7 protein-coding genes are annotated in these 8,217 nt (G+C 74.1%); 6 read left to right on the plus strand and 1 reads right to left on the minus strand.

Annotation, left to right across the window (positions count from 1 at the left end):
* From ABWI04_RS34650 to cutA, 5 genes are all read left to right on the plus strand, one after another.
* Positions 1–660, plus strand: a 660-nt coding sequence (locus ABWI04_RS34650) for a PucR family transcriptional regulator (protein WP_353835050.1), incomplete at its 5' end; no start/stop codon positions are given.
* 211 nt (positions 661–871) lie between these two features.
* Positions 872–2,350 (plus strand): uracil-xanthine permease family protein, encoded by a 1,479-nt coding sequence (locus ABWI04_RS34655; RefSeq protein WP_345175605.1) that lies wholly within the window; start codon positions 872–874, stop codon positions 2,348–2,350.
* Positions 2,351–2,394: 44 nt separating this feature from the next.
* Positions 2,395–3,258: an FAD binding domain-containing protein gene (locus ABWI04_RS34660; protein ID WP_353835051.1), complete on the plus strand. Its 864-nt coding sequence runs from the start codon at positions 2,395–2,397 to the stop codon at positions 3,256–3,258.
* Complete coding sequence (locus ABWI04_RS34665) at positions 3,258–3,788, plus strand: (2Fe-2S)-binding protein (protein ID WP_353835052.1); 531 nt, start codon at positions 3,258–3,260, stop codon at positions 3,786–3,788. The genes ABWI04_RS34660 and ABWI04_RS34665 overlap by 1 nt, the downstream gene beginning before the upstream one ends.
* A complete protein-coding gene (gene cutA / locus ABWI04_RS34670) occupies positions 3,789–6,203 on the plus strand; it encodes an aerobic carbon-monoxide dehydrogenase large subunit (RefSeq protein WP_353835053.1) in 2,415 nt (804 codons plus the stop codon).
* Positions 6,204–6,363: 160 nt separating this feature from the next.
* Here cutA and ABWI04_RS34675 read toward each other — a convergent pair whose 3' ends face one another.
* Complete coding sequence (locus ABWI04_RS34675; RefSeq protein ID WP_345175597.1) at positions 6,364–7,209, minus strand: polysaccharide deacetylase family protein; 846 nt, start codon at positions 7,207–7,209, stop codon at positions 6,364–6,366.
* Positions 7,210–7,434: 225 nt separating this feature from the next.
* Here ABWI04_RS34675 and ABWI04_RS34680 point away from each other — a divergent pair, with 225 nt between their 5' ends.
* Entirely contained in the window at positions 7,435–8,088 is a 654-nt protein-coding gene (locus tag ABWI04_RS34680) for an SRPBCC family protein (RefSeq protein WP_353835054.1), read from the plus strand.
* Positions 8,089–8,217 lie beyond the last annotated feature (129 nt).

Raw genomic sequence — 8,217 nt, forward strand, 5'->3', positions numbered from 1 at the left:
GGCGCCGAGGAGCGGGCCGCGCAGGAGCGGCTCGCCGCCGCGTGGACGGCCGCCGTCCGGCGGCACGACCGGGGCGCGGCCGTCGCGAGCTTCGCCCACGAGGTCGTGGCGATCGTCGGCGCCGAGGGCGACGACCCCGCCGAGTGGACGGCCGGCCCGGTCCAGGCGATGGTCAAGGAGGCCTCGTCGATCTTCGCCGAGCACCTGCCGGTGCGGCGGACGTTCTCCACCGGCATCAGCCGGACGGTGGCGTCGCCGGCCGCGCTGCCCGAGGCCTACGAGCAGGCGGTGAAGGCGGTGCGGGTCGGGCGCCAGCTCAACGGCGCGGGCGCGCGGGCGCACTTCGACCAGCTCGGCGTCTACCGGCTGCTGAGCCTCGTCTCCGACCCCGAGGAGCTGCACGCGTTCGTCCGCGAGACGCTGGGCGACCTCGCCGCCGACGACGAGCCGGAGCTGGTGGACCTGCGCCGCACCCTCCAGGTGCTGCTGGAGACGAACCTCAACGTCGCCGAGACGGCGCGCCGGCTGCACTTCCACTACAACACGCTGCGGTACCGCATCGGGAAGCTGGAAAGGATGCTCGGAGCCTTCACCGAGGACGCCCATCTGCGACTCAACCTCACCCTCGCCCTTCACGTCCTGCGCATGCGAGGTATCTGAGGGTAGCGGCGGCGTTCCGGCGACCCCGGGACGCCGCACCGGAGCGCCCGGAGGTCCGTGCCCGGATCGGCCCGCCGGCGCACCGGCCGGTCCTCCCAATCCTGGGCGCGGGGTTTGGCAGAAGTCGCCGATGCCCGCCCAACAGGGTAGATCTACCTTGCCCGCATGACAGGCCCGCGGGAACGCGGCCGGCTGAGCAGGAGGACCCCCGATGATGATCGGCTGGAAGCTGCACGGGGACGGGCGGACCCCGCCCCCCGGGGAGGTCGTCCGCCCGGACGAGCGGCTGTCGTGGCCGCGGACCGCGGGCATCGGCGCCCAGCACGTGGTCGCGATGTTCGGGGCCACGTTCGTGTTCCCGCTCGTGATGGGCCTGGACCCCAACCTCGCGATCATGATGTCCGGGATCGCGACGATCCTGTTCCTGCTGATCGTGGGCGGCCGGGTGCCGAGCTACCTCGGCACGAGCGCCTCGTTCGTCGGCGCGGTCGCGGCGATCCGCGCGGCGGGCGGCGACAGCGCCACCGTCACCGGGGCGATCCTCGTCGCGGGCCTGGTGCTCGCGGTGGTCGGCGTGCTCATCCACGTCGTGGGCGGCGAGGTCATCCACCGGGTGTTCCCGCCGGTGGTCACGGGCGCCGTGGTGATGCTGATCGGGTTCAACCTGGCCCCGGTCGTCGCCACCGTGTACTGGCCCCAGGACCAGTGGGCGGCGTTGGCGACGCTGACGTTCGCGGTGCTCTGCGCGGTGCTGCTGCGGGGGTTCTGGGCGCGGATCACGATCCTGCTGGCGCTGGTGTTCGGCTTCGTCCTGTCGTGGCTCCTCGACGCCACCGCGGGCAAGATCACCTCCGTGCTGCCGGGGCAGAACCTGCTGGACGGGTCGGGCAAGCCGTGCGCGGCCGAGGGCCCCTACTGCGTCGCCACCGCGTTCCCGCACGAGCGGGTGAGCTTCACGGGCGTCAGGGCCGCCGACTGGTTCGGCTTCCCCGACCTGCACGCCCCCGACTTCAAGACCTCGGCGATCCTGCTCGCGCTCCCCGCCGTCATCGCCCTGATCGCGGAGAACACCGGGCACGTCAAGGCCGTCGCCGCGATGACCGGCGACGACCTCGACCCGGTCCTCGGCCGGGCCATCGCCGCGGACGGCGTCGGCACCGCCCTCGCCACCGCCGTCGGCGGCTCGCCCACCACCACCTACGCCGAGAACATCGGCGTCATGGCCGCGACCCGGATCTACTCGACGGCCGCCTATCTCGTCGCCGCCGTCGTGGCGATCCTGTTCGGGCTGTGCCCGAAGTTCGGGGCCCTCGTCGCCGCGACGCCGGGCGGCGTCCTCGGCGGCATCACCGTCGTGCTCTACGGGATGATCGGGCTGCTCGGCGCGAAGATCTGGATCGAGAACCGGGTCGACTTCGGCGACCCGGTCAACCTCGTCCCGGTGGCGGCCGCGATCATCCTGGCGATCGGGAACGTGACACTCCGGGTCACCGACGACTTCCCGCTCCAGGGCATCGCGCTCGGTACCATCGCCGTCCTGGTCGGCTACCACGTCCTGAACGTGCTGCGCCGGCCGGAGGACACCGGCGGCGGCGTCATCGCCCCGGCGGAGCAGGAGATCGGCGGCCCCGTCCGGCACTCCCGGCGCGAGCCGCCCGAACCGGGTGAACCGAAGGGCGATGCGAGCTGACGGGGATGCGAGCTGACCGAGATGCGATCTGACGGGACCGCGCGGTGAAGCCGCCTCCGTTCGGGTACCACGCGCCGGGCACGCTCGGCGAGGCCCTGGACGCGCTGGCCGCCGCGCCCGGCGGGAAGGTGCTCGCGGGCGGGCAGAGCCTCATCCCGCTGCTGAACATGCGGCTGGCCGCGCCGTCCGACCTCGTCGACGTCAACCGCGTCGCGGAACTGGACACGCTGCACGTCGGCGACCAGGGCGTGCGGGTCGGCGCGCTCGCCCGGCACGCGCGGGTGGAGCGCTCGGCGGAGGCGGCGGCCGTGCAGCCGCTGCTCGGCCGGGCGCTCCGGCACGTCGCGCACCCGGTGATCCGCAACCGGGGGACGGTCGTCGGCAGCCTCGCGCACGCCGACCCCGCCGCCGAGATGCCCGCGGTGCTGGCCGTCCTCGGCGGGACGGTCGAGGCGGCGTCGGTGCGGGGGCGCCGCACCATCCCGGCCGCCGCGTTCTTCCGCGGGCCGCTGGAGTCGGCGCTGGAGCCCGGCGAGCTGGCCGTCTCGGCGTTCTTCCCGGCCGCGCCGCCCCGCACCGGCACCGCGTTCGCCGAGACGGCGCGGCGGCACGGCGACTACGCGCTGAGCGGCGTCGCCGCCGTCGTCGGCCTCGACGAGGACCTGCGGGTCGCCTCCGCCCGGGCCGGGTTCCTCGGCATCGCGCCGACGCCGCTCGTCCTCGACCTGACCGGAGCCGCGGGTCCCCGCGGGGACTGGGCGGCGGCCGCCGCGCACGTCCGCGAGCGGATCGATCCCGAACCCGATATCCACGCGGGCGCCGCGTACCGGCGCCACCTGACCGGCGTGCTCGCCGAGCGCGCCCTGGCCGCGGCCGCGGCCGAGGCGCTGCGGAGGGCGGAGGACTGATGGCCGAGGGCTTCGAGGTCGCGCTGACCGTCAACGGGACGCACCGCACGGCCCGCGTCCCGGCGCGGCGGCTGCTGTCGGACCTGCTCCGGCACGACCTCGGGCTCACCGGCACGCACGTCGGCTGCGAGCACGGCGTCTGCGGCTGCTGCACCGTCCTGCTGGACGGGGAGCCGGTGCGCTCGTGCCTGATGTTCGCCGTCACCGCCGCGGGCCACGAGGTCACCACCGTCGAGGGGCTCGCCGCGCCGGACGGAACGCCGTCGCCGGTGCAGCGCGCGTTCCGCGAGTGCCATGGGCTGCAGTGCGGGTTCTGCACGCCGGGCTTCCTCTGCACCGTCACGGCGCTGCTCCGGGAGACGCCGCGCCCGACGGACGACCAGGTCCTGGAGGGCATCTCGGGGAACCTGTGCCGCTGCACCGGCTACCAGAACATCGTCAAGTCGGTGCACCGCGCGGCCGACCTGCTCAGCGGGTCCGCGGAGGGCGAGGCGTCGTCCTCTCGCAATGAGACGGCCGAGGAGTCGTGAATGGGCACCAGGGTCTTCGGTGAACCGGTCGAGCGGCGCGAGGACGCGAGGCTCCTCACCGGGCGCGGCCGCTATCTCGACGACCTCGGGCGGAACGCGCTCGCGGCGGCGTTCGTGCGCTCCCCGCACGCGCACGCCCGCATCGCCGACATCGACGTGTCGGGGGCGCTCGACGTCGACGGGCTGGTCGCCGTCTACACGTGGGAGGACCTGCCCGGCAAGGTCGGGGACCCGTTGCCGCTGCTCATCCCGCACCCCGCCCTGACCCACGGCCGCACCGGGTACCCGCTGGCCCGCGACGTCGTCCGGCACGTCGGCGAGCCCGTGGCGATGGTCGTGGCCCGCGACCGCTACCTGGCCGAGGACGCCGTCGAGCGCATCCGCGTCGAGTACGAGCCCCTGCCGCCCGTCGTCGGCATCGAGAACGCGGAGCGCGCCGAGCGCCTGGTCCACGACGACGTGCCCGGCAACGTGGGCGCCGTCCTGGTCCAGGAGAACGGCGACGCCGCCGCCGCGATCGGCGCGGCGCCGCACGTGCTGGAGTTCCGGCTCTCCATCGAGCGCAGCGCGTCCATGCCCCTGGAGGGCCGCGGCGTCTACGCCCGGTGGGACGCCGACGACGGCTCGCTGCGCGTGTACTCCTCCACGCAGGCGTCCACCAGCGTGCGGGCGGCGATCGCGGCGCGGCTCGGGCTGCCGAACGGCAAGGTCGAGGTGATCGCGCCGGACGTCGGCGGCGGCTTCGGCGTGAAGATCGTCCACCCGTGGCCCGAGGAGGTCCTCGTGCCGTGGGCGGCGCGGCTGCTGGACCGCGAGATCAAGTGGACGGAGGACCGCCGCGAGCACTTCGTCTCCGCCGCGCACGAGCGCGGGCAGCTCCAGGACGTGCGGGTCGGCTTCGACGGCGAGGGCCGCGTCCTCGGCCTGGACGTGCGGATCCTGCACGACCACGGCGCCTACACCCCATACGGGATCATCATCCCGATCGTCACCTCCACCCAGCTCCTCGGCCCCTACAAGATCGGCGCGTACCGGGCGGAGGTCGTCAGCCTCTACACCAACACCCTCATCGTCACCCCGTACCGGGGCGCGGGCCGCCCGCAGGGGGTGTTCTGCATGGAGCGGACGATGGACCGCATCGCCCGCCACCTCGGCCTCGACCGCGCCGACGTGCGCGCGGCCAACGTCATCCAGCCGGACGAGTTCCCCTACGACCAGGGCCTGACGTTCCAGGACGGCCGCCCGCTGATCTACGACTCGGGCGACTACCCCGAGCTGCTCCGCAAGGTCCGCGAACTGATCGGCTGGGACGGCTTCGAGGCCGAGCGCGCCGCCGCCGCGTCCCGCGGCCGCCGCCTCGGCATCGGCCTCGGCGTCTACGTGGAGGGCACCGGCGTCGGCCCCTACGAGGGCGGGCACGTCGAGATCGACACCGCGGGGCGGGTGCACGTGTCGACCGGGCTCACCTCGCAGGGCCAGGGCCACGAGACCGTGTTCGCGCAGATCGCCGCCGCCGAGCTGGGCGTCCCCATCGAGGACGTCCACGTCACGACGGGCGACACGCGGCGGTTCGGGTACGCGGTCGGGACGTTCGCGTCCCGCGCGGCGGTGATGAGCGGCAACGCGATCGCGCTGGCGTGCCGGAAGGTCCGCGGCAAGGCGCTGCGCATCGCGGGGGAGGCCCTGGAGGCCGACCCGGACGACCTGGAGATCACCGACGGGGTCGTGCACGTGCGCGGCGACCGGTCCGCGGCCGTCCCGCTGCGGACGGTGGCGGTGCTGTCCAACCCGCTGCGGTACGCGTTCGACGAGGAGGCCGCGGCGGCGACGCAGTTCGCGGTGGGGCGCCCGGTCACCGAGCCGCCCGTCGCGGCCGGGGACGAGCCCGGCCTGGAGGGCCGCGACTACTACTCGCCGGTGCGCTCGACGTTCGCCTCGGGCGCGCACGCCGCGATCGTGGAGGTCGACCCGGACACGGCCGAGGTCGCGATCCTGCGGTACGCGGTCGTGCACGACTGCGGGCGGCTCGTCAACCCGATGGTGGTCGAGGGCCAGATCCACGGCGGCGTCGCGCAGGGCGTCGGCGGCGCGCTGTACGAGCGGATGGTGTACGACGAGTCGGGGCAGCTGCTCAACGCCTCGTTCATGGACTTCCTGATGCCGTACGCGACGGAGATCCCGCGCATCGAGACCGACCATCTGGAGACGCCGTCGCCGCTGAACCCGCTCGGCATCAAGGGCGCGGGGGAGGCGGGCGTCATCCCCGTGTCGGCGGTGATCGCGTCGGCGGTCGAGGACGCGGAGGGGATCCGGGTGGACGCGATGCCGCTGTCGCCCGACGACCTGTACACGCTCCGGCTGCGCGCCGCGGATGACCCGTCCTTGCGCGTCCGCGAGGGCGCCGGCGCCGTCTGAGGCGGCGCGCGGTCGGGGCGTCTCCCGGGCGCCGGGCGGGGGCGAGGCTGGCGGGGCCGGCTCGGGAAAGCAGGGGACCTCGGCCCCGCCAGCGTGTTGACCTTAGGCACAGTCCGCCCGGCCCTCCGGCTCAACCGGGTTTCCTCCGGGAAGGTCCCTTTCAGGCGTGGGACGGCTGGTCGGGGGCATTTCCGCCGAGCGAGCGCGGCAGGTAGTTCTGCACGGCGGCGGGCCGGAAGCCGGCCTGCCTGATCCAGCCGAGGATCATCTGGAACTCCTGGGCGAGCCCCTTGCGGTAGTGCATGAGGACGATGTCGCCGGGCTTGAACCCCTTGCCGCCGTCGCCGCGCGCGAAGCCGTTGTAGCCGACTCCGGGCCCGGAGGTGCCGTTGTAGAACTCCGCCGACCAGAGCAGCACCGACTTGATGCCGCATTCCTTGGCCACCTGGAGGGTGGTCTGGTTGTAGCTCCCGAACGGCGGACGGAAGATCTGCGGCCGGCGCCCGTACTGCTTCGTGATGGCCTCGGAGGAGTCGCAGATCTGCTTCTTCTGCGCCTCGGCGCTCAGCGTCGCCATGTTGGGGTGCGTGACGGTGTGGTTCTCCATCTGCGAGCCCGCGTTGCGCAACGCCCAGAAGTACTGCCCCTGCCCCTTGATGTAGGTGGAGGTCAGGAACGTCAGGATGGGGACCTTCTCCTTGCGGACGAGGTTCACGAACTCCGAGTCGTAGGTGTAGCCGTCGTCGATGGTCAGGAAGACGACGCGGTCCTGCGTCTGGATGCTCCTGATGACGGGCGGCAGGCCGTTCGCGGCGGGCTGCGGCGCCGTCCAGGACCCGGGCCTGGGCGTCGCCCACTGCTGGTCGTCGAGCACGGAGGCGAGCTGCGTCCGCATGGACGGGCCGGACTCGCCGCCCAGCCGGGCGGCCACGACGGGCCAGCCGCCCGCCGCCACGCCGAACACTCCGGCGGCGACCATGGCGATCACGGGCGTCTTCCCTGGCATCGGCCGCGTACTCCGTTCGGTCGGGGGGTCTGCAGCTCTCAGGGGCGTGCAGTGGGTCCGCATCGGTTGACGCGCGAGCGGCGAGCGGGGTTCGCACCCGCGCGGAACCTGGCGGACATATCTGACCATTCCCAGCGGCCCCGGGGGTGCATCTGCCCAATCCTCGGCGTGTACTCGGCAGAAGTTGCCGTTCGGGGAGGCCGCGGGGTTCTCTAAAGTCGGGTCATGCAGCTCACCGGCAGTGCCAGCGTCGCCGCGCCGCTCGACCGCGTCTGGGACGCGCTCCAGGATCCGGCCGTGCTGGCGAGGACGATCCCCGGGTGCCGCTCCCTGGAGGAGACGGGGGACGGCACCTACCGCATGACGGTCACCGCGGGCGTCGCGTCGATCCAGGGCACCTACGTGGGGCAGGTCGAGCTGGCCGACCCCGACCCGCCGCGCTCGTTCGTCCTGCGCGCCCGCGGCCAGGGCGCACCCGGCACGGTGGACGCCACGGTCCGCGTCCGGCTGTCGGACGGCGACGGCGCGACCCGCATCGACTACGACGCGGACGCGGTCGTCGGCGGGATGGTCGGCGGCGTCGGGCAGCGGATGCTCGGCAGCGTCGCCAAGCGCACCGCGGGCGAGTTCTTCTCCGCCGTCGAACGCGACCTCACGGCCCTGGCCCCGAGCCCGAGCCCAGGCCCGGCCCCGGCCGCGGAGCCGGTTCCCGCGGCTCGGCCGGCCCCGTCCGCCGCCGGGACCGTGTATCCGGGACGCGCCGCGGCCGCGCCTCCCTCCCCGGAGTGGCTCCCTATGGCCGTCGCGTTCGGAGCCGGCGGAGCGGTCGCCCTCGCGGGCGTCGCGGTCGGCTACCTCATCGGCCGCCGCTCCCGCTGACCCGCCCTCCGGAAACGGCGACGGCGGGGGGCCCGGGGGGGGGTGGCCCCGGGGCCCCCCCCCCCGGAGCCCCGGGCCCGCCCCCCCCCGGTGGCCGACGCAAAATTTGGGGAAGCCGGGGGTTTTTGG

Origin of the sequence: Actinomadura sp. NPDC000929, from assembly GCF_040492065.1 — a bacterium.
Classification (GTDB): domain Bacteria; phylum Actinomycetota; class Actinomycetes; order Streptosporangiales; family Streptosporangiaceae; genus Spirillospora; species Spirillospora verrucosospora.